Source organism: Lentzea sp. HUAS TT2 (assembly GCF_051853195.1).
Lineage (GTDB): Bacteria > Actinomycetota > Actinomycetes > Mycobacteriales > Pseudonocardiaceae > Lentzea.
In genome coordinates, this window is the sequence record NZ_CP196667.1 from 9,534,749 (window position 1) to 9,554,829 (window position 20,081).

The window sequence follows — 20,081 nt, forward strand, 5'->3', positions numbered from 1 at the left end:
TCACCTGGCGGCGGGCTGTGCTCCAGTGAGGTGTAACCGTCGCCCAGCTTGAACGCACATAGGCGACTTGTCTCAGGGGCTGCGAGCCGGCCATCGTGTTCTCCCCCGCATGCGTCGCGGCGTGGACGCCTGCGGAGATGCCATGCCACAGAACGCTGAAGACGACCTGCTTGTACACCCGCAGCGACAAGCCTGAGCGGCCGACGTTCTCCGTGCAGCGCTTTCCTGCAGATCGGCCGAGCCTCGCTTGGGCAGGCAGCCCCCGTAGAACGGCGTAGGCCGCCACCGAGCATTGCCCTCGCCTCTTTGATCTTGAAGACGCGCGGCCGACGGCCGATCGAGCGCATCGACGATGTCCGCGGCGCTCGCCGCCGGGCCGACGCCTTTTCTACCGGGCGACGTAGTCCCATCGCCAACCTAGTACTAGGCTAAATAGTATTTCGTGGACGGTTGGGAGCTGGAGATGACGAGCGGCCTCAAGTCCAAGCTGCATCGCGCCAAGGAGCCGATGGCCGGCGTGTTCGATGACGCGTCCAGCCAGGTCTTCACGGACAAGGATCCGTCCGGCACGATCGTCGGGGTCCTCACGATGGGGTTCCCGGCGGCCGAGCACCTGAGACCGACCGACCGGGTCGCTTACGACCTCGGCTCGCCCCTCGACGGAGAGCACGACTTCCGCTGGCCCGACCGCGCCGACGCTACCTGCGACAAGCCCGTCCGCGACACCTGTCCGCTGCGGTGCACCTCCGCCCCCTGTCCCGAGGTGGACGTGTGCCTCGAGAACTCGCAGCTCTCGTCGAACCCGGCACCCTTGGACGCCAAGAGGCCCGGACCTGACGCCGTGCCGGTCGATGGTCGTTCCGAGCCCGCTGCACCGTCGATTCCTTCGCTGGAGGGCCCGTGAACTGGACCCTCCTTCTGATCCTGGTGATCCTCGGGCTCGCCTTGGTGGTCATTGGTTACCTGGTCGGCACAGCATCGGCCACACCCGCGGGCCCGGCAGAAGCAGACATCACGTTCGCCGCCAAGCTGGCCGGACATCATGCGCTGGCGGTGCGGATGGCGAGCATGGCCGGGCAACTCAGCACGGATCCGGAGATCCGGCAGATCGCCTTCGAGATCGAGACGGACAGGATCGAACAGACCGGCCGGGTGAAGGGCTGGTCAGATGTGTGGCAACGACCCGTTCGGCCCGCGGTGAACAACGCCGACTCGACCAGATTGAAGCACCTGACCGGACGCGAGTTCGACATAGCGTTCCTGCAGGCGATGCGCCGGCACGACCGGGCAGGAATCGAACTGACCGAGCTCACCTTGTCCAAGGCTCGCACCGCCGCGGTGCGAGCCCACGCCAAGACCGTCCGCGCCCTGCAGGAGTCAGAAATCGAAGTGCTCGACTCGCTGCTTGCCGCTCACCAGCGCCGTGCACCACAGATCTGAAAGAACAATGTCGGCATATCAGCGCATCCACGCGTTCCGCTTGCCAGCTCACAACAACGACCGTGGGAGGCGCGCCGCCTTCTATTGGGTCAGAGCGCGCGCCAATCATTCGTAGTGGAGCCCGAGGGGACAAGGGAAGAGTTCACCTCACGTGAACTTCGCTCGGTCTAGTTGGCATGGCGCGATGACGGGACGTCTGGAGCGGCTGCCATGAACACTGCGCGTGGTGCTCTGGCTGGGTGAACAGGGAACGAGGTCGGCCGGGCAACGAGCCGGCGTCAACCCCTGGGTGCGTACATGATCACGGTGACCCCCACCAGGCAGATCCCCGCGCCGATGTAGTCCCACCGGTCCGGCCGGAAGCCGTCCAGCACCATGCCCCAGGCAAGCGAGCCGGCGACGAAGACTCCGCCGTACGCGGCGAGGATCCGGCCGAAGTTCGGATCGGGCTGGAACGTCGCGACGAACCCGTACGCGCCGAGCGCGAGCACGCCTCCCGCGATCCACAGCAGACCCCGGTCTTCCCGGATTCCCTGCCACACCAGCCAGGCGCCGCCGATCTCCGCCACCGCGGCCAGCACGAACAACACAACCGAGCGCAGAACCGTCATGATCCAAAAGTTTGGCACGCACAACCGTGGCCGGCACACCGGTGCAGACGAACGACCATGTACCGATGCCGCGAGGACGGCGACCAAGAGACCGATCAGAAGATCCCGGAAGCCGATCGTGGAGAAGACACCTGCCGCCCCAGAGACGACCAGCACAGGTAGAAGGCAGAACAGCAGGCCCTCGGCAAGGCCGGCGAACGGCGACGAGCTGGACGTGCGAGCAGGCGATGAAGGTCGTCGCATCTCGCCGCCGCCGCGGCCTTCCGCGTGCTGCGAATGACTTCCCGATCCGCGATCTTGGCTTCGACCGCGGCCAGCTTGACGATCGCGCGAGTCTGCGGGCCCAGTCTGCCGTGCCTGTGCGCGCCGAGGTCGAGTAGCTCGGCAACCTCATTGAGGGTGAGGCCGTGCCGCTGGGCGGCCTTGATGACCCGGATCATGACAACCGTCTCCGGCGGATACATCCGCCGCCGCGATCCGCAGCCGGGTGGAATCGCCCAGCGCCCGCGCCACTGCGGCGGCCGACTCCACTGCAGGCATCTCTGGGAAGCTGGACACATGACGAATGCGGTGCGCGAGTTCTGGGATGCGCAGGCGGCAGCCTTTGACCTCGAACCGGATCACGGGTTGCTTGATCCTGAGGTGCGCGAGGCGTGGTCGGCTCTGCTGCTGCCTCTCATGCCGCCGAGTCCGGCGTCCGTCGTAGACCTCGGGTGCGGCACTGGCAGTCTGGCCGTGCTCCTGGCGCGAGCCGGCCACGATGTCCGTGGCGTTGACCTCTCACCGCGAATGGTGGCAGCCGCAGCGGCGAAGGCGAACGCCGCTGGCGTGCCCGCCGAGTTCACGCAGGGAGACGCGTCCCAACCTCCCTACGCACCAGCGTCTTGCGACGTGGTGCTGGCCCGGCATGTGCTCTGGGCGCTGCCTGACCCCGCTGCCGCGTTGACCACCTGGGTGAACCTCCTCAAGCCCGGCGGTCTTCTCCTGCTCATCGAGGGCCATTGGTCGACGGGTGCAGGGCTGACAGCTGAGGAGTGTCGAGCACTCGTCGCGGAGGTCCGTCAGGAGACCACTGTCAGGAGGCTCGACGACCCTGCTTTGTGGGGGCGCCGGATCGAGGACGAGCGCTACCTGCTGGTGAGCAGAAACTGACGGCGCGACTGCTTCCGCGCGTTCGATCACCTGGCGGGCTGGAACATTTCGATGAGGTTGCCCGCGGGGTCGGCGAGCAGGATCTGTCGTCCGCCAGGCCCGGACACCGGCCCGCTGAGGATCGGGAGACCGGCGTCGTGGAGCCGCGTGATCTCTGCGTCGAGGTCGTCGACGATGAGGTGGATGCGGTTGCGGCCGGCGGTCGTGGCATCTTCGGGCGTCGCACGGGCTCCCGAGCTGGTGGGGCCGGACAGCAGGAGACGTAGTGGGCCGCGCAGGACATCGGCGAAGGCGGGTGCCGCGTTGGTGTTCAGGGTGAAGCCGAGGTGGGCGGTGTAGAAGTCGACGGCCGCCTGCACGTCCTCGACGAGGTAGCGGATGCTGGCGTACTCGGATGCGGTCACGACGAAACCTCCTCGTGCTGCGATGCGGTGAGCGTGGGCAACAAGTACCGGACACGGGTGTCGATGTCGGCCGCGATGCGGCGGAACGCGAGGTCGTCGGCGCCAACCGGGTCGGGAATGCTCCAGTGGGCACGCGGCGGAGGCTGGGCGAACTCGAACCGGGACTCGCGGGCCTTGTCGCACAACGTGATCAGGCGGTCGAACCGGCGCCTGCCCACCACGTCGACGTGCTGAGGAAGCTGGTCCCTCACGTCGATGCCGAACAACTCGCCCAACACCCGCACAGCGCCGGGGTGGAGCTCGGGCCGGGGCCGGGTCCCGGCGCTGACCGCCTGGACCCGGCCGCCTGTGTGGTGACGCAGCAAGGCTTCGGCGATGGGCGAGCGGGCACTGTTGCCGGTGCACACGAACAACACGGCGATCCCCCGGCCGGCCGGACGTGCCGGTGGCGTGGCCCCCGTGCCCAGCGCGGGATGCAGAGCGGCGCCCGTCGCGGCCATCGCCTCCGCGCAGCGACCGAGATCCAGGTGGTAGTAGCTGTCGCGGCCGTCGAACGTGCTGCGAGTCGTGGTGACGAAGCCTGCATCGCGCAACAGCCGCAGGTGGTAGGAGACCAGGTTCTGCGACTGGTCTACCAGCGTCACCAGCTCGCGAACCCGGTGGTCGCCGCCGGACAGCGCCGTGAGCAGCTGCCAGCGCAGCGGATGCCCCGCCAGCCGGACGAACGCCGGTGGGGCCACGACTTGACCCGAAGCCACCATGCCCGCACGATACATCAAACCGTTTTGATGGACTTTCTCCTTCAGGGGTGCGTGTGACACCGCGACCACGGCCGCGCGAGGTGCCCGACAGAACCCAGGGCGGTGACCGGCTGGCACGACGGTTGGGCACCGGTGACGCGGTGGTGATCGGGCTGGGCTCGATGATCGGCGCCGGCGTGTTCGCCGCGTTCGGCCCGGCCGCGCGTGCGGCAGGCACCGGTCTGTTGATCGGCCTGGTCATCGCCGCGGTGATCGCGTACTGCAACGCCGTTGCCTCCGCGCAACTGGCGGCGGTTTACCCGACTTCGGGCGGCACCTACATCTACGGCCGCGAACGGCTCGGGCACTGGTGGGGCTTCGCTGCCGGATGGGGCTTCGTGGTCGGCAAGACGGCCTCCTGCGCGGCCATGGCACTCACCTTCGCCACCTACGCGGTGCCTGGCCCGTGGTGGGCACAACGCGCCGTGGCCGTCGCTGGTGTTCTAGGGCTCGCCGCGCTCAACTATCGAGGTGTGTCCAAGACCGTCGCGCTGACTCGCGTGCTGGTGGCCACCAGCCTCACCGCGCTGGCCATCGTCGTGGCAGGGATCGCGTTCGGCGGGCAGGTCAGTGCGTCCAATCTGCACTGGTCGGGAAACGTTGGCGTGTATGGCGTCCTGCAGGCGGCCGGGCTGTTGTTCTTCGCCTTCGCCGGCTTCGCCCGTATCGCCACCATGGGCGAGGAGGTCCGAGAACCGCAGCGGACCATCCCGCGTGCGATTCCCCGCGCATTGGGCATCACCGTGGTGGTGTACCTGATCGTCGGAGTGGCCGCACTGCTGGCGGCAGGTCCTGACCTGCTCGCCGCCGCGACCGCGCCGCTGGCCACCGCCGCGCAGGAAGCCGGGGTCGGCGCCCTCGCCCCGGTCGTCCGGATCGGCGCCGCTCTTGCCGCACTCGGAGCGCTGCTGTCGCTGATCGCGGGCGTGGGCCGGACGAGCCTCGCCATGGCTCGGCACCGCGATCTGCCAGGCTGGTTGTCCGCCGTGCACCCTCGCCACCAGGTTCCGCACCACGCCGAGATCGCCCTCGCCGTTGTGGTCAGCGCTCTGGTCGTGACGGTCGACCTGCGCAGCGTGATCGGGTTCTCGTCGTTCGGAGTCCTCGTCTACTACGCCATCGCCAACACCGCTGCCTTCACGCAGCCGGCCTCCGACCGCCGCTGGCCCCGCTGGCTCAACCTCCTCGGCGTCGCCGGCTGCCTCACGCTGGTCGCCACCCTGCCCTGGCAGTCCGTGCTCACCGGCCTCGCCATGTTCGCGATCGGTCTGACAGGCCGCGCCATCACACGTACCCGGCGCGCGCCAAGGGCAGATCAGCCAACCTGAGGACCTCGCGCGACGAGGAACTCAGCTCACTCCGTATGTTTGCGACGAAGGTGCGGAGCAGGGAGGACCTGGGGTGGAACTGGGGCTGGTCGGTCAGGCCGTCGGCATGTTCGCGGTGACCAATGTGGACGACATCGTGATCTTGGCGGTCTTCTTCGGTCAGGCCGCTGGGCAGCGTGGTGGCGCAGCACGAGTGGTGGCCGGGCAGTACCTGGGATTCGCCGCGATCCTGGCCGCCTCGGTGGTCGGAGCACTCGGCGCAGGTCTGCTTCCGGACACTGTGATCCCCTACCTGGGACTGCTGCCCTTGCTGCTCGGCCTTCGCGCAGCGTGGCGTGCATGGCGCGAACGCCACGACGCGGATGACGACCAATCGGCCGGCACGGGCAACGGGCCGACCGTTCTGGCCGTCGCGGCGGTCACCTTCGCCAACGGCGGCGACAACATCGGCGTCTACGTGCCTGTCTTCACGACCGCCGGAACCGGTGGCCTGGTCGTGTTCGTCGTGGTCTTTCTCGTTCTGGTGGCGGTGTGGTGCGCGGCAGGCCGATTCTTCGCCACCCGGCCGGTGGTGGCCCGTGCACTGGCGCGCTGGGGGCACATCGCGCTGCCAGTCGTGCTGATCGCCATTGGTGTGCTGATCCTGGTAGAAGGCGGTGCGTTCGGTCTCTGATCGTCAGTGGCCGGATACAGCTGGAAGGACCACCCACGGCGCGCCGAAGCCGGCTGCTGGACAGTGCTCACCAGCCGCATCACTGATTTCCTGGCGCGCTGGACAGATCTGGTGTGGTGGGTGGTGTTGCCACCCACCACACCAACGCGATCAGGAGACCGGTGCGGCTTGCAGCCAGAACCGAGGCGCACAGCCGCGACCACGTCATGACACTCGTCAGGTTCTCACCCGCCAATACAGCTCCTGGTCGCAGGAAGGATGCACGCGCGTACGCGATGATCGATGCCCTTGAGCCACGACACCGATCTCTGGAGGTATGAGATGCGCATCGAACTGTTGCTCGCACCAGACTGCCCCAACGCGGCAGCGGCCAAGACCGCGTTGGCCGCTGCGCTGCACGAACTCGAGCTCACCGTTCCCGTGCTCGAGCGCGTCGGCGACTTCCCGTCTCCCACGATCCTGGTCAACGACGTTGACGTCATGAACGACCACACCGGCGCACCGCAGATGCGGGCCTGCCGACTGGACGTGCCCACCGTCCCGAAACTGCTCGCCGCCCTGCGCAGCGGAACAGGAGAGGAGTGAGTTCCCTGGCGTCCCATGGTGAGAACAACCGCCCACCGCTGAATTGATCGCCTGCCCTGCCGGATCCAGAGTCAGCCACGTGGCGCGTACATGATCACCGCAACGCCGACCAGGCAGATACCGGCACCCATGTAGTCCCACCGGTCCGGCCGGAACCCGTCCAGCACCATTCCCCAGGCCAGTGATCCAGCGACGAAGACGCCACCGTAGGCGGCGAGGATCCGCCCGAAGTTCGGATCGGGCTGGAACGTCGCGACAAAGCCGTACGCGCCGAGGGCCAGCACACCGCCGGCGATCCACAAGAGACCCCGGTCTTCCCGCAATCCCTGCCACACCAGCCATGCGCCGCCGATCTCGGCCACCCCGGCGAGCACGAACAACACCACCGAACGCAGAACCGTCATGATCCAGCAGTCTGGCAGCCGCATCCCCCACCCGCGCACCGGTGTCGGCGCCGACGACGAAGCACCCACCACAGGCCAGCGCCTGCCGCTGCGGCGACACCAAGACCAACCAACACGTCCTCAAAGCCCATCGCCGAGAAGAAGCCCGCCGCCCCGGCGACGCCCAGCACCGGCACGAGGCAGCACAGCAGGCAGGCGGCTCCGGCGAGCCATGCGAATCGACGGACCTTGTCAGCAGCAGGAGCCGGCATCGGCGGCCTTCCCTTCCGCGAGGCCGGCGAACGGCAGTGGGCAGGACGGGATGTGGGAGCACGCGATGAGGTCGTCACAGCCCGCGGCCACCGCGGCCTTCAACGTGTCCCGGATGACCTCCAGATCGGCGATCCTGGCCTCGACTTCGGTCAGCTTGGCAGTGGCCCTTGCTTGCAGCCCCGGCGTGCCGTGCCGGTGCGTCCCGAGATCGAGCAGCTCGGCGACCTCGTCGAGGGTGAAGCCAAGTCGCTGGGCGGCCTTGATGACCCGGATGACGGTCACCGTCTCCGCCGGGTACATCCGGTGCCCGCCCAGCGTCCGGTCAGGCTCGCTCAGCAGGCCGACTCGCTCGTAGTACCGCAGCGTCTGCCGGTTCACCCCCGCGGCCTCGGCGACCTGGCCAGCGCGCAACCCGCTCATGCCGACATCCCTTCCGCCCGAGTCGCGAGCGCTTCGAGCACGTCGGCGTGCTGCTCCGGGACCTTGACCTCCAACTGCAGGCTGCCTCCGGTCGCGACCAGACTGAAGGTGAAGAACGAGCAGCACGCGGTCTCCCGCACCACGAGGTCGGCCGCCCGCGCAGCCACCTCGGACCGCGGCTGGAGGTCGAGCGACAGGGAGGTGGCGTCAACGCGCCGGACTTTCTGCACGGCTTCCCCGAACAGCGCGTCGAACTCGGCGACGCGCAGGGGCCGTTCCTCGGTGGGCAGCGTGCAGGCTTGCGGCGCCCAGAGCTCAGCTTCTGTGTTCACACTCCGAAGGTAAGCCCGTACCTGGGTACCGAATGCAAGTCACTGACAGCCGCATCCTGCACCCGATTTTGCTTCGGCCACCGTCACGCCCGGTGCGACTGCCTTCTCGGTCGGCGTGCAGCACGAGCCGACCCCGCAACACGACGCTTCAGCCTGGGTCACGACCTGGGCGTCCACGTTGGCCGGTTTGGTCGCGCGCACGATCGCGGAGTGCATCCCGTCCGCGGCCTGGAACGTCGGGGTGATCTCGACGTCGGCGAATCCGGCGGCCCGCAGGCCTTCGCGGTACTCGGTGAAGGTGAGGGCTCCGGCGATGCAGCTGACGTAGGAGCCGCGTTCTGCTCGCTCGGCGGGCGTGAGGTGGTCGTCGGCGACGACGTCGGAGATGCCGAGGCGGCCGCCGGGCCGCAGGACGCGGAAGGTCTCGGCGAACACGGCGGGCTTGTCGACGGACAGGTTGATGACGCAGTTGGAGATCACGACGTCGATGGTGTTGCCCGGCAACGGGATGGCCTCGATGTTGCCCTTGAGGAACTCGACGTTGCTCGCGCCGGCCTTGTCCGCATTGGACAGGGCGAGCGCGAGCATCTCGTCGGTCATGTCCAGGCCGTAGGCCTTGCCGGTCGGGCCGACACGGCGTGCGGAGAGCAGGACGTCGATGCCGCCGCCGGAGCCCAGGTCCAGCACGCGTTCGCCCTCGCGCAGGTCAGCGACGGCGATGGGGTTGCCGCAGCCGAGCGAGGCGGCCACGGCCTCGGCGGGCAGCTCTTCACGCTGGGCCGCGGGGTAGAGCGTGGCACCGAAGGTCTCGTCGACCTCGACGGTCTGTGGTCCGCAACAACCGCCTCCGCCTCGGGTGACGGCGGTCGCTGCTGCGGCGTAGCGGGCACGGACGGTCTCGCGCAGGTCGGTCTGCTCGCTCATGAGTGGTCTACCTCCAGGCTGTATCGAAGATCGTCGATGTAGTGTTGCGCGAAGTCCGAAGTGCCGTCAATATTGAAATATGTCGAAGCAAGAGCCGGGCTGCTGCGAGCCGCTGCCGGAAGACCCGCTGGCCGTGGAGCAGGCGGCCGAGCTGTCGGCGATGTTCAAGGCGCTGGGCGACCCCGTTCGCCTGCGACTGCTGTCGATGATCGCCTCGGGGACCGAGCGTGGGGTGTGCGTCTGCGAGCTGACGCCGGCGTTCGAGCTGTCGCAGCCCACGATCTCGCACCACCTGAAGCTGCTGCGCCAGGCCGGTTTGGTCGACTGCGAGCGCAGGGGCACGTGGGTCTACTACTGGGTCCGCCCGGAGACGACCGACCGGATGGCCGCGATGCTGAGCAGCGTGAGCGATCGGCGAACGGTCACGGCCTGATCGTCGCGGCGATCTTCGCGACGGTCACCTTCGCGGTCGGCCCGACCCCGATCAGCGTCGCGGACGCCGGGCCGGTCCAGCCGCCGTAGCCGAGCAGGTGCAGGCGTGGCTCGTCCACGGCGGTGGTGCCGTCGACGGCGACGCGGCCGTCTGTGTCGCGCAGTCGCAGCGGCGACAGGTGGCTCAGAGCCGGCCGGAATCCGGTGCACCACACCACGACATCCGCGCCGGACAGGGCTTCGACGTCCATCGAGGTGGCCATGAAAAGTCCGTTGTCGCGGGCTTCGCGCACCGGCGGCACGGCCACGATGTCGCCGAGCCCGCTGACGCTGCCGCGCCGGGTGGCGATGTCGAACAGCGCTTTGCCGTCGATCTCGTCCGGCATGTACCGCGGCGGACGGCGGGTCATCCAGGTCAGCTCGGCATGCGGCGCGAGGTCGGCGGCGATCTGGGCTCCGGAGTTACCGCCGCCGACCACGACGATCCGCTGACCGGCGAACTCGAGCGGGTCGCGGTAGTCGACGGTGTGCAGCTGGCGGCCGGGCAGGTCGAGCAGTGGCCGGAAAGGCCTCCACCAGGTGCCCGTCGCGCTGATGACGTGCCGTGCTGACCAGGTTCCGGAATCGGTGTGCACCAGCATCCGATCGCCGTCGCGGATCACCGAGGTCACCTGGACGGGCCGGTGGACGGGGAGGTCGTAGCGCTTCTCGTAGGCGGTTAGATAGTCGACGACGTGCTGGGCGGTCGGATATCCGTCCGGAAAGGACGGCATGGGCCAGCCGGGCAGCGAGCTGTGCCGGGCGACGAGAACAGGCGCAGCGAGTTCCACGTGAGCGGCCACGCACCGCCTGGCACGGGTTGCCCGTCAGCACCACGTGGTCGATACCCGCGCGGCGCAGGTAGAAGGCGGCGGCCAGCCCTGCCTGGCCGCCGCCGATCACCACGACGTCAGACTTGAGCACGAGCCGCCCATCGGCGCCGCAGCCAGAGGCTGACGTACACGAGTCCGACGAGCACGGGCACCTCGATCAACGGCCCCACCACGCCGGCAAGTGCCTGGCCGGAGGTCACGCCGAAGACGCCGATGGCGACGGCGATGGCGAGCTCGAAGTTGTTGCCGGCAGCGGTGAACGCCAGGGTCGTGGTCCGCTCGTACGACAGCCCGGACGCCTTGCCCAGCGCGTACGAGCCCGCCCACATGATGGCGAAGTAGACGAGCAACGGCAGCGCGATGCGGGCGACGTCGAGCGGCCGGCCGGTGATGTTCTCGCCCTGAAGCGCGAAGAGGATGACGATCGTGAACAGCAGGCCGTACAGGGCGATCGGGCCGACACGGGGCAGGAACCTCGACTCGTACCACTCCCTGCCCTTCGAGCGCTCCCCCAGCCTCCGGCTCAGGTAGCCGGCCAGCAGCGGGATGCCGAGGAAGATCAGCACGGACTGGGCGATCTCCCACGCGGAGAAGTCGACGGCGGCGGTGTCCAGGCCGAGCCACCCCGGTAGCAGGTCGAGGTAGAACCAGCCGAGCACGCCGAACATGACGACCTGGAAGACCGAGTTCAGCGCGACGAGCACCGCGGCGGCCTCGCGGTCGCCGCACGCGAGGTCGTTCCAGATGATGACCATCGCGATGCACCGGGCGAGGCCGACGATGATCAGGCCGGTGCGGTACTCGGGCAGGTCCGCCAGGAAGATCCAGGCCAGTGCGAACATCAGCGCCGGGCCGAGCACCCAGTTCAGCACCAGCGACAGCACCATCGTGCGCTTGTCGCGGGTGACGGTGTCGAGCCTGTCGTAGCGCACCTTCGCGAGCACCGGGTACATCATCAGCAGCAGGCCCAGGGCGATCGGCAGCGACACCTCGCCGATCTTCACCGCGTCCAGCACGGCCTGCAGACCGGGGACGAACCGGCCGAGCAGCAGGCCGGCGACCATGGCGACGCCGATCCACACCGGCAGGAACCTGTCCAGGAAGGACAGTCGGTGCAGGACGTCCGGTGCCGTTGTTTCCTTGGTGCTCAACAGGTTCTCCTGGGTCAGGGCAGGGGCCATCGCCCGACGACTGAGCGCCGGGAACGGATGGTGGGTCAGGTCAGTCGCAGCAGGCGCTGGTGTCGCGCAGCGGCCCACCAGGCGCGAGCGCAGCGGCGAGGGTGTCAATAGCGGCGTTGTCGATGCGGTACCAACTCCAGGTGCCTCGCCGTTCCCGGCTCAGCACGCCGGCCTGCACAAGGATCTTGAGGTGGTGGCTCAGCGAGGACTGCGGCATGTCGAACTGGTCGGCGAGGTCGCAGAAGCACGCTTCCTGACCCTCGGTCCGACGCACGAGGCCGACCAACTCGACGCGGATCGGGTCGCCGAGCGCCTTGAACAGGCGCGCGGCGGTCGCCGAGTCGAGCAGCGTCCGGTCGGGGCTCGTCATGAGCAAGACCATAGCCGCTTGGATTGACAAAAGTCGATACACGGAGTGTGATCTGCATCGACATACTTCGGTCCAAGGAGATCTGATGTCTCGCACCTGCGGACTCCCCCAGCACGAGCTCACCGCCCAGTTGCTCCGGATCACCGACGAACTCTCCGACAAAGTCCATGGCGTGTTCTCCCGCGAGACCGTCGCGAAGGTCGTGGTCGAGACCTACGACCTGCTCGCCGACAGCGCGACCATCACCACCTACCTGCCGGTCCTGACCGCGCGGTTCGCCAGGCAGAGGCTGACCGACCAGGGCCGCGCCGACGGCCTGACCACGATCACCGTGCCGCAGGTGCTGTTCATCTGCGTGCACAACGCGGGACGCTCGCAGATCGCCGCCGCACTGCTGGAACACCACGCGTTCGGCAAGGTCTCCGTCCGTTCCGCCGGCAGCAAGCCCACCGGAAACATCCCGAAGACCGTGACGGACGCGCTCGCCGAACTGGGCATCGAGCTGACCGAGGCGTTCCCGAAGCCGCTGACCGATGAGGTCGTGCGCGCCGCCGACGTCGTCGTCACCATGGGCTGCGGCGACACCTGCCCGGTCTACCCCGGCAAGCGCTACCTCGACTGGGACGTCGCCGACCCGGCCGGTGCCTCGCTCGACACGGTGCGGGCGGTCCGTGATGACGTCGACCGGCGCGTCCGCGGCCTCTTGTCCGAACTGCTCCACGACTGAAGTGACGACAGCAACAAGGAGATCCACTGTGACGAAGACCCCCGAGGTGCTGTTCGTCTGCGTGCACAACGCGGGCCGCTCCCAGATGGCCGCGGCACTGCTGCAGCACTACGGCATGGGACGAATCCGCGTGCGATCGGCCGGGTCCGAGCCCGCGGAGAAGGTCAACCCCGCTGCTGCGGCGGCGTTGGCGGAGTGGGGACTCGACATCACCGCCGAGGTGCCCTCCAAACTCCAATACGACGATGTCGAGGCGTCCGACGTGGTGATCACCATGGGGTGCGGCGACACCTGCCCGGTCTTCCCAGGCAAGCGCTACCTCGACTGGCAACTCGAAGACCCGGCCGGACAGGGCATCGACGCCGTCCGGCCGATCCGCGACGACATCGACCGCCGAGTGCGCGGCCTGGTCGCCGAACTGCTCAACTGACGCGCATTCGCTTGTGCAGAGCGATCTTCACCGCGGATAGCAACAGCATGGCGGCGAGTCCGGGGATGAGGATCAGGTCAGGGACATCTCCCAACAAGCCACCGAGCAACGCACCCACGACGGAGCCGGCGACCGTGACCGTGGCGAAGCGCAGGTTCTGCCGCAGGACGCTGAGAACACCGCCGAGCCACGCGGCCACGGCGATGCCTGCCCACCACGAGCGACCACTCGCAACGCGCGCTGGTGGTCGGCACCAGAACAGGGAAGGCGCGGTAAAGCACGCCCCAGCCAATGATCTCGTTGGCCCACAACAAGATCAGCACGCGGCCCGGCGTCGATGCCGGCCGCGCCGTCGGGTCAGCGTGCACTGGGCGCGAGGCCGATCGTCAGCTCACCGTGCTCCGGCGAGCCGCAGCAGCCGCCCTCGTTCGTCTGCTCGTCCGGCGCGTCGAACGCACCCGCGCCGCCGCACACCCCGGTCTCGGGCAGCACGAGCTCGACGCGCCCCGCAGCCTCGTGGTCGCCGGCGATCGCGGCCACGACAGACCGCACCTGCTCGTAGCCCGTGAGCGACAGGAACGTCGGCGCCCGGCCGTAGCTCTTCATGCCGACCAGGTAGACACCCTGCTCGGGGTGCCGCAGCTCGCTTTCACCATGTGGGTAGACGGTGCCGCACGAGTGGACGTTCGGGTCGATCAACGGCGCGAGCCTCGTCGGCGCCTGCAGCACCGGGTCCAGGTCGAGGCGAACTTCCGACAGCCACGACAGGTCCGGCCGGAACCCGGTCAGCACAACGACTTCGTCGATCCCCTCGAGCCGGTGGCCGTCGAACGACTCCAGCGCGAGACGGCCGTCCTCCGCCCGCTCGACGGCAACCGTGCGGAACCCGGTCGCGGTAGTGATGTGCCCGGCCTCGGCGGCCTTCCTGGCCCGCAAGCCCAGCGCACCACGCGCCGGCAGCTGGTCCGCCTCGCCACCACCGAACGCGTTGCCGACGGCACCGCGACGCAGCACCCACACGATTTCCGTGCCGGTCTCCTGCTCGGCGAGACCTGCCAGCACGACCAACGCGGTCAACGCGGAGTGACCGCTACCGGCGACCGCGATCCGCTTGCCCGCGTACCGGGCGCGTTCGGCCACGAGGTCCGGCACCCGGTAGGTGATCTTGCTGGCTGCCGCCTTCTCCCCCACTGCGGGAAGGCCGTCGCCGCCCAGTGGATTCGGTGAGCCGAACGTGCCGGACGCGTCGATCACCGCACGCGCCGTGATCCGCTCCTCCCCCGCCGCGGTCTCCACATGCACGGTCAGCGGCTCGTCCTCACGCCCGGCATCAACGATTCGGTCCCGCCCACGTCGAGCAACCCCCACGACGCGCGCACCGAACCGGACCCGGTCGCCCAGCGCCTCAGCGAGCGGTCGCAGGTAGCTCTCCACCCACTCGCCACCGCTCGGGTACGCGTCACCGTCCGGGCGCGCCCACCCGGTCTTGTTCAACAGACGTTCGCCCGCCGGGTCGACGAGTTCGCTCCACTGCGAGAACAGCCGGACGTAGTTCCACTGCGACACAGCGGCACCCGCCCGGTCGCCCGCCTCCAGCACGAGCACCTGCTCACCCCGCTCGGCCAGGTGCGCCGCCGCGGACAAACCCGCAGGTCCAGCACCCACCACGATGACCGGCAACCCACTCACGACGCACCCCTTGTATCGACAAATTTCAAATCAACACGGCGGACTGTATCGACCGGGATCGATTGACGCAACCATCGATCCGTGTCGATACTTCAGCCATGACGACGACAGCGGCCACGCCCGCCGTGCTGCCCGCCGAGGACGCCACGACCTACGCGGACTGGTTCGCGTGCCTTGCCGAACCGACCCGCGTGCGGTTGCTGCATGCGGTCGCGACCTCCGGAAGGGCGATGACGGTCGGCGAACTGACCGACCTGGTTGGCATCAGCCAGTCCACCTGCTCGCACCACGTGCGCAAGCTCGCCGAGGTCGGATTCCTGCTGATGCACAAGGAAGGCACCGCGACGCACGTCTCCGTGAACCCGTCGTGCTGCACCGGTCTGCCGCACGCGGCCGACATCGTCATGGGCGTGCTGGCGCCACGCCCCTGCTGTCCGGACAACCTCCCGGCCGACGTGACGGTCCGCGCGATGCGCGACGACGACTGGACCACTGTGCGCCGCATCTACGCCGATGGCATCGCGACCGGAGACGCGACGTTCGAAACCCAGGTCCCGCAGCGCAGAGCGCTCGACGCCAAATGGCTGCGCGACCACCGCTGGATCGCCGAGGTCAACAGCGCGGTCGCTGGCTGGGCAGCGGCGACACCGGTGTCCACACGGGACTGCTACGCAGGCGTCGCCGAGCATTCCGTCTACGTCTCAACCGACTTCCGCGGCCGAGGCGTCGGCAAAGCCCTGCTGCACAAGCTGGTCAACGCAGCCGATCACGCGGGCTTGTGGACGCTGCAGACCTCGATCTTTCCGGAGAACCGCGCCAGCCTCGCTCTGCACCACTCCGCGGGCTTCCGCACCCTCGGCGTCCGCGAACGCATCGCGCAACACCACGGCGTGTGGCGCGACACCGTCTTCCTCGAACGCCGAGCCACCAACTAGATCCCAAGCCCGCCACGACCGCCGCCGGACACGATGACGGCTACTTCGAGGTGCCCATGAACAGCCACGACGCCATCGTCATCGGCGCCGGCCAGTCCGGACTCGCCACCGCCCACGCCCTCATCGGCACAGGACTGCGCCCGCTCGTGCTGGAAGCCGGCGACGAGCCAGTGGGCTCCTGGCCGCACTACTACGACAGCCTCACCCTGTTCTCCCCCGCCCGCTACAGCGCCTTACCGGGCCTTCCGTTTCCCGGCGATCCCGAGCACTATCCGCACCGCGATGAAGTCGTCGATTACCTGCGCGGCTATGCCGCACGTCTCGACGCCGACATCCGGACAGGCCAACGTGTAGCGGTAGTGTTGCGCGACAAAGGATTTCGCGTGATGACAACGGACGGCGCGAGCGTCAACGCGCCGATCGTCATCGCCGCCACCGGAGGGTTCGGCACGCCGTACAGGCCAGCTCTGCCTGGCCTCGACGAGTTCCCCGGCGCCGTGCTGCACGCCGCGCAGTACCGTTCGCCCGAACCGTTCCGTGGCCGGCGTGTCGTCGTGGTCGGTGCCGGCAACTCGGCGGTCCAGATAGCCACCGAGCTCGCCGAGCACGCCGACGTCACTCTCGCGACCCGCAAGCCGGTGAGGTTCTCCGCCCAACGCCGGTTCGGCCGCGACCTGCACTTCTGGCTCGACCGCACCGGCCTCGACATCCTCCCGATCGGCCCCTGGCTGCCCGACGGATTCCACCCGCCGGTTCTCGACACCGGCCGATACCGCGCGGCCCTCGAACGAGACCGCCCTGACCGCCGGCCGATGTTCACCGCGCTGGAGGACTCGAAAGCCATCTGGCCGGACGGGCAACGCGAACACGTCGATGCGATCGTCCTGGCCACCGGGTACCGCCCCGACCTTCCGTACCTGCGCGCGCTGAGCACCGAGCACAACCGCGGCATCTCCCGGCACCACCGCGGCCTCGGCTTCGTCGGCCTCGAATGGCAGCGCAGCCTCTCCTCCGCGACCTTGCGCGGCGTCGGGCGTGACGCCGTGCAGGTGGTGCGCCGCCTGCTCAAGTGAGCGAGAGCTGGTTCCGGTGGAAGTCGAAGTGCTGCACCGGGAAGCGGTAGAGGTCCGCCACGGTCATGAACTCGCGGAAGAACGGGTCCCAGCGAGTCGGGTAGGGCATGCCCTTCGTCAGACCACTTTCGGTTTCCTGGTCGAGGCGACGGTGCAGTGCCGCGATCGTGCGGTCGCACAGCACGACCATCGCCCCGCGAGGCATGACGCTCCCGCCAAGCCATGAACCGAGGAAGTTGACTGCGTCAAAAGGTTTCGTTGCCACGTTGAGCAGCACCGCCCAGCCACGCCCCACCCGATCCGGCAGGCGAGCCACGATCCGCGCCAGCGCCAGCAACGCCCGCATGATCAGGAATCCGAGCAACATGTGGAACAGCAACTGCCGGTTGTTCCAGCGCGTGCCGTTCGAGGGGCGCCTCAGCTCCTGATCCGTGGCATCGTCGAGCAGGGCGCGGAACGCCGAGCGCGCCCGATCGAGGTCGTCGTGAACCGCTGATCTGTCCACCTGCTCATAGTGCGCCGACATGGCACGGCGCTCAACTCCGGGTTGTCCCGGATGCGGCGAGCACGGCGATCGTGCTTCGCTGGTGGGGCGGCGACCGATGGGGACGAACCGGGGGCGAGGAACCATGGCGCAGACCGACGATCGCACCACCCGCTGGCAACGGTACTGGGATCGCAAGTCGGCGAACTACGACAACGAGATCGGCGTACTGGACCGCCGGCTTTTCGGCGACTCGCGCCGTTGGGCTTGCTCCCAGGCCTCCGGGAACGTGCTCGAGGTCGCTGTCGGCACCGGTCTGAACCTGCCGCACTATCCCGACGGCGTCGCCGTCACCGGCCTGGACCTCAGCGAGCAGATGCTCGCTCTGGCCCGCTCCCGCGCGCAAGACCTCGGCCGCGAGGTGACCTTGCGGCAGGGCACCGCTCACGCCCTGCCGTTCGCCGACTCCTCTTTCGACACGGTCGTGTGCACGCTGGGACTGTGCGCGATCCCGGACCACGAGTCCGCCGTGGACGAGATGGTCCGAGTGCTGCGTCCTGGCGGGCAGTTGATCCTCGTCGACCACGTGTCCAGTTCGTCGCGTCTCGCCAGGGGCGTGCAGTGGATCGTGGAGCGGATCACGATCCCGTTGGCGGGCGAACACTTTCTCCGTCGACCGCTGAACCAGGTCAAGGCTCGCGGCCTGGACATCGAGCAGCGGCAACGTTTCAAGCTCGGCTTGGTCGAGCGGCTCGTCGCCCGCAAACCAGCCGAGTGACCGGCCTCCAGGCGAGCTACTCGACCAACGTCGTCCAGTAGAACCAGAACGCCTGCAGCACCGCACCGGCGATGAGCAGGTACCACAGGATGAGCACCACGCTGTGGTAGCCAGCCAAGGCAGTCGTCGCCCGCCGCGGCGACGGCAGATGTCCCTGTTCCAGGTTGCGCAACGTCGTGTACCAGAAGATCGGGATCATCACCGCCCACACGGCCATGCAGTACGGGCACAGCGCGCCGATCACGTACAAACTCTGGAAGATCAGCCAGTGCACGAACACGACGCCGAACGTGACACCGGCCTGCAGTCCCAACCAGCACCAGCGCGGCAACGCGGCGCCGGTCGCCAGCAGCACGCCGATCGTGACGAGCACGGCGAACCCGGCGATGCCGAGCAACGAGTTGGGAAAGCCGAACACCTCCGCCTGCTCGGTCTTCATGATCGAGCCGCAACTCAGCACCGGGTTGATGCTGCAAGTCGGTACGTAGTCGGAGTTTCGGAGCAGCGCGATCTTCTCGACGGTCAGCACGAAGGCCGCGACCAGGCCGATCCCGCCACCCACCGTGAGCACCCACGGGAGCAGCCTGGTCACGAAAGGGGCCTCGGTCGAGGTCACTTGGCCAGTTCCTGGTCGATCACGGCCTTGAGCCCGTCGTAGCTGGGCCTGCCGGTGAACTTGCTGCCGTTGATGAAGAACGTCGGCGTGCCCTGGACTCCGACGGTGGTGCCGTCCTTGCGGTCCTTGAGCACGCGCTCCAGAGTCGCCGGGTCGTTCACGTCGGCTTCGAACTTCGTCATGTCCAGGCCGAGTTCGCGGGCGAAGCCGAAGAACGTCTCCCGGTGCGAGACCTGCTGGTCGCCCCAGTTGGCCTGGGTCTCGTACATGCGCTTGTACATCGCTTCGAGCTTGCCCTGCTTGCCCGCGGCCTCGACGACGGTGGCGGCGAGTTCGGCGTTGCGGTGACTGGGAACCGGGAAGTAACGCATCACGAACGTGACGCGATCGCCGTACTCCTCGCGCAGCTTCTCCACTCCGGGATAGGCCGCGCGGCAGGCCTCGCATTCGAGGTCGAGGAACTCGACGACGGTCACCTTGGCATTGGGCGCGTCGTTGAGCTTGTGGCTGTCAGGCCGCACGAGCAGCTCCGCCGCCGGTGCCGCGACCGGCCCGACGGCGTTGCCGGAGCCCGGCTGCTGCTGTGGCGGCGTTGGGGATCCGGTGAGCTTGCTGATCAGGATGAGGCCTCCGACCACCACCACGACGACAGCGATGATGATCAATGAGATCCGGGCGTTCTTGGTCATGACGACATACCTCTGCAACGGTGCGAAGAGTGGAGGGAATCGAGCGCCGCCGAGACTGAAGCTCGGCACAGCGCGATCTAGGTCCTCAGCACGCAGAGTTGTGCCAGGCGGACTTCCGGCCGCCGATCAGTGATCCGCCACGGCAGGGGCGTGGTCACCGCGCCCACAAGGATCAAGCCGGGCAGGCGAAGTCCCGTGACGGCGAGCAGCACGGCCAGCAGTAGCGCCAGACAGGCCTCGGGTACGCCGCCGAGGTCGCCGGGCAGTTCCGCGCCGGCGGTGATCGCCGAGTCGGCGACCACCTGTGCGATGGAGACCGTGCATTGCCCCGTCGAGGCGACATCGCGTTCGCACGGTGTGCCTTGGAGCAGCGCGATCCCGACGACCAGCGCGAGCACGGCGAAGACGCGCACGAGACTGACTCGCGCGATCTTCCGCATCAGGCTGGCGCCGGGCACGCGCTCCAGGCTAGCGGGCACT

The 20,081-nt window shown here is 68.3% G+C and carries 29 protein-coding genes and 1 pseudogene; 12 read left to right on the forward strand and 18 right to left on the reverse strand.

The features are described from left to right. The first annotated feature begins 442 nt into the window (after nt 1-442). Both ACSHWB_RS45075 and ACSHWB_RS45080 read left to right on the forward strand, forming a co-directional pair. On the forward strand, nt 443-904 hold the full coding sequence (locus ACSHWB_RS45075; RefSeq protein ID WP_439659473.1) for a hypothetical protein: 462 nt from the start codon (nt 443-445) through the stop codon (nt 902-904). Further along, a complete protein-coding gene (locus tag ACSHWB_RS45080; protein ID WP_439659474.1) occupies nt 901-1,440 on the forward strand; it encodes a DUF305 domain-containing protein in 540 nt (179 codons plus the stop codon). Before ACSHWB_RS45075 ends, ACSHWB_RS45080 begins: the two co-directional genes overlap by 4 nt. 278 nt (nt 1,441-1,718) lie before the next feature. Here the strand turns inward: ACSHWB_RS45080 and ACSHWB_RS45085 are convergent, their stop codons facing one another. Together ACSHWB_RS45085 and ACSHWB_RS45090 are read right to left on the reverse strand one after the other, a co-directional pair. Further along, the gene (locus ACSHWB_RS45085; protein ID WP_439664789.1) at nt 1,719-2,054 is read right to left on the reverse strand and encodes a YnfA family protein; all 336 of its coding nucleotides are present in this window, start codon (nt 2,052-2,054) and stop codon (nt 1,719-1,721) included. A gap of 92 nt (nt 2,055-2,146) precedes the next feature. Then, nucleotides 2,147-2,611 (reverse strand): MerR family DNA-binding protein, encoded by a 465-nt coding sequence (locus ACSHWB_RS45090; RefSeq protein ID WP_439659475.1) that lies wholly within the window; start codon nt 2,609-2,611, stop codon nt 2,147-2,149. Between ACSHWB_RS45090 and ACSHWB_RS45095 the strand changes: the two genes are divergently transcribed. Continuing rightward, nucleotides 2,610-3,203, forward strand: coding sequence for a class I SAM-dependent methyltransferase (locus tag ACSHWB_RS45095; protein ID WP_439659476.1), 594 nt, complete (start codon nt 2,610-2,612; stop codon nt 3,201-3,203). The two genes, ACSHWB_RS45090 and ACSHWB_RS45095, sit on opposite strands and share 2 nt — an antisense overlap. 26 nt (nt 3,204-3,229) lie before the next feature. Here ACSHWB_RS45095 and ACSHWB_RS45100 read toward each other — a convergent pair whose 3' ends face one another. Further along, entirely contained in the window at nt 3,230-3,607 is a 378-nt protein-coding gene (locus tag ACSHWB_RS45100) for a VOC family protein (RefSeq protein WP_439659477.1), read from the reverse strand. Then, entirely contained in the window at nt 3,604-4,368 is a 765-nt protein-coding gene (locus ACSHWB_RS45105) for an ArsR family transcriptional regulator (protein ID WP_439659478.1), read from the reverse strand. Before ACSHWB_RS45105 ends, ACSHWB_RS45100 begins: the two co-directional genes overlap by 4 nt. Before the next feature lie 80 nt (nt 4,369-4,448). Here ACSHWB_RS45105 and ACSHWB_RS45110 point away from each other — a divergent pair, with 80 nt between their 5' ends. The 3 genes from ACSHWB_RS45110 to ACSHWB_RS45120 all read left to right on the forward strand — a co-directional run bounded on the left by ACSHWB_RS45110 (nt 4,449) and on the right by ACSHWB_RS45120 (nt 6,993). Continuing rightward, on the forward strand, nt 4,449-5,735 hold the full coding sequence (locus tag ACSHWB_RS45110) for an APC family permease (protein WP_439659479.1): 1,287 nt from the start codon (nt 4,449-4,451) through the stop codon (nt 5,733-5,735). A 73-nt stretch (nt 5,736-5,808) separates the two neighbouring features. Beyond that, a complete protein-coding gene (locus ACSHWB_RS45115; protein WP_439659480.1) occupies nt 5,809-6,408 on the forward strand; it encodes a cadmium resistance transporter in 600 nt (199 codons plus the stop codon). A 321-nt stretch (nt 6,409-6,729) separates the two neighbouring features. Next, nucleotides 6,730-6,993 (forward strand): alkylmercury lyase, encoded by a 264-nt coding sequence (locus ACSHWB_RS45120; RefSeq protein WP_439659481.1) that lies wholly within the window; start codon nt 6,730-6,732, stop codon nt 6,991-6,993. A gap of 71 nt (nt 6,994-7,064) precedes the next feature. Here ACSHWB_RS45120 and ACSHWB_RS45125 read toward each other — a convergent pair whose 3' ends face one another. The 4 genes from ACSHWB_RS45125 to arsM form a co-directional block, all read right to left on the reverse strand. Continuing rightward, nucleotides 7,065-7,400: a YnfA family protein gene (locus tag ACSHWB_RS45125; RefSeq protein WP_439664790.1), complete on the reverse strand. Its 336-nt coding sequence runs from the start codon at nt 7,398-7,400 to the stop codon at nt 7,065-7,067. A 228-nt stretch (nt 7,401-7,628) separates the two neighbouring features. Further along, on the reverse strand, nt 7,629-8,069 hold the full coding sequence (locus tag ACSHWB_RS45130; protein WP_439659482.1) for a MerR family transcriptional regulator: 441 nt from the start codon (nt 8,067-8,069) through the stop codon (nt 7,629-7,631). Continuing rightward, entirely contained in the window at nt 8,066-8,401 is a 336-nt protein-coding gene (locus tag ACSHWB_RS45135; protein WP_439659483.1) for a hypothetical protein, read from the reverse strand. The genes ACSHWB_RS45130 and ACSHWB_RS45135 overlap by 4 nt, the downstream gene beginning before the upstream one ends. A gap of 39 nt (nt 8,402-8,440) precedes the next feature. Beyond that, entirely contained in the window at nt 8,441-9,325 is an 885-nt protein-coding gene (gene arsM / locus ACSHWB_RS45140; RefSeq protein ID WP_439659484.1) for an arsenite methyltransferase, read from the reverse strand. 79 nt (nt 9,326-9,404) lie between these two features. Here arsM and ACSHWB_RS45145 point away from each other — a divergent pair, with 79 nt between their 5' ends. Then, a complete protein-coding gene (locus ACSHWB_RS45145; protein WP_439659485.1) occupies nt 9,405-9,758 on the forward strand; it encodes an ArsR/SmtB family transcription factor in 354 nt (117 codons plus the stop codon). On the opposite strand, the gene ACSHWB_RS45150 is transcribed toward ACSHWB_RS45145, so the two are convergent. From ACSHWB_RS45150 to ACSHWB_RS45165, 4 genes and pseudogenes are all read right to left on the reverse strand, one after another. Further along, nucleotides 9,748-10,587 (reverse strand): NAD(P)-binding domain-containing protein, encoded by an 840-nt coding sequence (locus ACSHWB_RS45150; RefSeq protein WP_439659486.1) that lies wholly within the window; start codon nt 10,585-10,587, stop codon nt 9,748-9,750. The genes ACSHWB_RS45145 and ACSHWB_RS45150 overlap by 11 nt on opposite strands. Before the next feature lie 49 nt (nt 10,588-10,636). Beyond that, a pseudogene (locus tag ACSHWB_RS45155) lies at nt 10,637-10,720 on the reverse strand (FAD-dependent oxidoreductase); the annotation flags it as partial. After that, nucleotides 10,707-11,810, reverse strand: coding sequence for an ACR3 family arsenite efflux transporter (gene arsB, locus ACSHWB_RS45160; RefSeq protein WP_439659487.1), 1,104 nt, complete (start codon nt 11,808-11,810; stop codon nt 10,707-10,709). The pseudogene ACSHWB_RS45155 and the gene arsB, both read right to left, overlap by 14 nt. 40 nt (nt 11,811-11,850) lie before the next feature. Further along, a complete protein-coding gene (locus ACSHWB_RS45165) occupies nt 11,851-12,180 on the reverse strand; it encodes an ArsR/SmtB family transcription factor (RefSeq protein ID WP_439659488.1) in 330 nt (109 codons plus the stop codon). An 85-nt stretch (nt 12,181-12,265) separates the two neighbouring features. On the opposite strand from ACSHWB_RS45165, the gene ACSHWB_RS45170 reads away from it, so the two are divergent. Then, nucleotides 12,266-12,907, forward strand: a complete 642-nt coding sequence (locus ACSHWB_RS45170) for a three-helix bundle dimerization domain-containing protein (protein ID WP_439659489.1) — start codon at nt 12,266-12,268, stop codon at nt 12,905-12,907. A gap of 28 nt (nt 12,908-12,935) precedes the next feature. After that, entirely contained in the window at nt 12,936-13,337 is a 402-nt protein-coding gene (locus ACSHWB_RS45175; protein ID WP_439659490.1) for an arsenate reductase ArsC, read from the forward strand. Here the strand turns inward: ACSHWB_RS45175 and ACSHWB_RS45180 are convergent. Together ACSHWB_RS45180 and ACSHWB_RS45185 are read right to left on the reverse strand one after the other, a co-directional pair. Next, nucleotides 13,330-13,536, reverse strand: a complete 207-nt coding sequence (locus ACSHWB_RS45180; RefSeq protein WP_439659491.1) for a hypothetical protein — start codon at nt 13,534-13,536, stop codon at nt 13,330-13,332. The two genes, ACSHWB_RS45175 and ACSHWB_RS45180, sit on opposite strands and share 8 nt — an antisense overlap. Before the next feature lie 158 nt (nt 13,537-13,694). Then, on the reverse strand, nt 13,695-15,026 hold the full coding sequence (locus tag ACSHWB_RS45185; RefSeq protein WP_439659492.1) for an FAD-dependent oxidoreductase: 1,332 nt from the start codon (nt 15,024-15,026) through the stop codon (nt 13,695-13,697). Nucleotides 15,027-15,124: 98 nt separating this feature from the next. Here ACSHWB_RS45185 and ACSHWB_RS45190 point away from each other — a divergent pair, with 98 nt between their 5' ends. Together ACSHWB_RS45190 and ACSHWB_RS45195 are read left to right on the forward strand one after the other, a co-directional pair. Continuing rightward, nucleotides 15,125-15,961 carry a helix-turn-helix domain-containing GNAT family N-acetyltransferase gene (locus tag ACSHWB_RS45190; protein WP_439659493.1) on the forward strand — a complete coding sequence of 279 codons (837 nt, stop codon included), beginning with the start codon at nt 15,125-15,127 and terminating at the stop codon, nt 15,959-15,961. A 56-nt stretch (nt 15,962-16,017) separates the two neighbouring features. After that, nucleotides 16,018-17,034, forward strand: a complete 1,017-nt coding sequence (locus ACSHWB_RS45195) for a flavin-containing monooxygenase (RefSeq protein WP_439659494.1) — start codon at nt 16,018-16,020, stop codon at nt 17,032-17,034. Here ACSHWB_RS45195 and ACSHWB_RS45200 read toward each other — a convergent pair. Next, complete coding sequence (locus ACSHWB_RS45200; protein ID WP_439659495.1) at nt 17,027-17,539, reverse strand: DinB family protein; 513 nt, start codon at nt 17,537-17,539, stop codon at nt 17,027-17,029. The two genes, ACSHWB_RS45195 and ACSHWB_RS45200, sit on opposite strands and share 8 nt — an antisense overlap. A 124-nt stretch (nt 17,540-17,663) precedes the next feature. Between ACSHWB_RS45200 and ACSHWB_RS45205 the strand changes: the two genes are divergently transcribed. Next, entirely contained in the window at nt 17,664-18,296 is a 633-nt protein-coding gene (locus tag ACSHWB_RS45205; protein ID WP_439659496.1) for a class I SAM-dependent methyltransferase, read from the forward strand. A gap of 16 nt (nt 18,297-18,312) precedes the next feature. Here ACSHWB_RS45205 and ACSHWB_RS45210 read toward each other — a convergent pair whose 3' ends face one another. The 3 genes from ACSHWB_RS45210 to ACSHWB_RS45220 all read right to left on the reverse strand — a co-directional run bounded on the left by ACSHWB_RS45210 (nt 18,313) and on the right by ACSHWB_RS45220 (nt 20,059). Further along, a complete protein-coding gene (locus ACSHWB_RS45210) occupies nt 18,313-18,888 on the reverse strand; it encodes a vitamin K epoxide reductase family protein (RefSeq protein WP_439659497.1) in 576 nt (191 codons plus the stop codon). A 20-nt stretch (nt 18,889-18,908) separates the two neighbouring features. Further along, nucleotides 18,909-19,601: a DsbA family protein gene (locus ACSHWB_RS45215; protein ID WP_439659498.1), complete on the reverse strand. Its 693-nt coding sequence runs from the start codon at nt 19,599-19,601 to the stop codon at nt 18,909-18,911. 77 nt (nt 19,602-19,678) lie between these two features. Next, the gene (locus ACSHWB_RS45220; protein ID WP_439659499.1) at nt 19,679-20,059 is read right to left on the reverse strand and encodes a hypothetical protein; all 381 of its coding nucleotides are present in this window, start codon (nt 20,057-20,059) and stop codon (nt 19,679-19,681) included. Between the last annotated feature and the right edge of the window lie 22 nt (nt 20,060-20,081).